Genomic DNA, 774 nt, shown 5'->3' with positions numbered 1-774 from the left:
GATCGAGTACATGGGGGAAAGCACGCGATCGATCTTTTTATAGTATTAAGTAGTTAGATATTAGTATCTAGATTCCTTTGTAGGAAAATACCCATCTTATAGCTTAAACCATAATGACATATATATTGAAAGATTAATTCAAAAATTAAAGAGGAAGACAACAGTGTCTGTCTGCTTGAGAAAGCTTCGGGCTATTAGTACCACTTGGCTTTGGTCTCTCAACCTTTACACCTATGGCCTATCAACGTAGTCATCTCCTACGACCCTATAAGGAAGTCTCATCTCGTGGCTAGTTTCGCACTTAGATGCTTTCAGCGCTTATCTATTCCAGACGTAGCTACCCTGCCGTACACCTGGCGGCATAACAGGTTCACCAGAGGTCTGTCCAACCCGGTCCTCTCGTACTAAGGTCAGATCCACTCAAACTTCCAACGCCCACAACAGATAGGGACCGAACTGTCTCGCGACGTTCTGAACCCAGCTCGCGTGCCACTTTAATGGGCGAACAGCCCAACCCTTGGGACCTTCTCCAGCCCCAGGATGTGACGAGCCGACATCGAGGTGCCAAACCTCCCCGTCGATATGAGCTCTTGGGGGAGATCAGCCTGTTATCCCCAGCGTACCTTTTATCCTTTGAGCGATGGCCCTTCCATACAGAACCACCGGATCGATCATAATTTAAATTACGTTTTTATAGTCAATAATTTGAGAATTCAGCCCAAGACCATTACATTTTTTACGGTATCCCGCTCGGGGCTGAACAAAAATACGATC

1 rRNA gene is annotated in these 774 nt (G+C 46.0%); it reads right to left on the bottom strand.

Annotated features, from left to right (window positions below):
* Positions 1-174 precede the first annotated feature (174 nt).
* A 23S ribosomal RNA gene (locus ACJ5GX_RS08130) occupies positions 175-774 on the bottom strand; the annotation flags it as partial.

It is taken from the genome of Wolbachia endosymbiont of Tuta absoluta (assembly GCF_059414725.1).
Note: the sequence above shows the minus strand (reverse complement) of the source record. Positions and strands in the feature narration are given on the sequence as shown.